Origin of the sequence: Brevibacterium sp. S111, from assembly GCF_004745075.1 — a bacterium.
In the GTDB taxonomy this organism is placed as follows: Bacteria; Actinomycetota; Actinomycetes; order Actinomycetales; family Brevibacteriaceae; genus Brevibacterium.
In genome coordinates this window covers 1-714 of sequence record NZ_RHFH01000067.1, presented here as the reverse complement: position 1 = coordinate 714, position 714 = coordinate 1, and the positions used below count along the sequence as shown (strand labels likewise).

Below are 714 nucleotides of genomic sequence, written 5' to 3'. Positions count from 1 at the left end.
GGGTCGTGAGATCGATGACCGTGGCCAGGAACAACCACCCCTCACCCGTCTTCAGATAAGTGATGTCGCTGACCAGATGCGTCGTGGGTACCGGCGGGTTGAACTCCCGCCGCACCAGATCCGCCCTGTCCTGGGCATCGGCGGCAGGGATCGTGGTTCGCTTCGTTGCCCGGGGTTGGACACCCGCGATCCCGAGCTCGCGCATGATCGCAGCGACCAACCCCAGCGAAACGGTGATCCCTTCGGCTGCGAGATCCTTGTGGATCCGGCGAATGCCGTAGACCTTGTTCGACGCCAACCACAGGGCGTAGACCCGGTCGGCGACGATCTGGCGGCGACCACGCCTGGACTCAGGGTCCGGTTCGGTGTCCTGCCGGTTCTTCCACGCATAGTAGCCGGTGCGCTCAATTCCCAGAATCTGGGTCATCAAGGTGACGGGGAAGGCGCCTTCTTCGGTGTGGATCAGCTCGTACTTCGCGCTCACGGCTGTTCCTTCGCGAAGAAGGCCGCGGCTTTTTTCAAGAACGCGTTCTCCTGCTTCAAACGAGCGATTTCCTTGGCCATCTCGGCCGGGTCATCACTGTTGGCGTCGGGAGCGCGTCGAGCTGATCCGGAGCCGGTTCCTTCAGTGCCAGTGGCCTTCGCGACCCACCGGCCCAGCGTCGACTCGTTGATGTCGAGGTCGCGGGCGACTTCGGCTCGGGACTTCCCGAG

The 714-nt window shown here is 63.4% G+C and carries 2 protein-coding genes; both read right to left on the bottom strand.

Going from position 1 to position 714, the window contains the following annotated elements; genetic code table 11:
- Nucleotides 1-484: IS3 family transposase (locus EB836_RS18075; RefSeq protein WP_167854521.1), on the bottom strand; the 484-nt coding region annotated here is incomplete at its 3' end.
- A partial coding sequence (locus EB836_RS18070; protein WP_135542837.1) for a transposase occupies nucleotides 481-714 on the bottom strand: 234 nt, incomplete at its 5' end. The genes EB836_RS18075 and EB836_RS18070, both read right to left, overlap by 4 nt.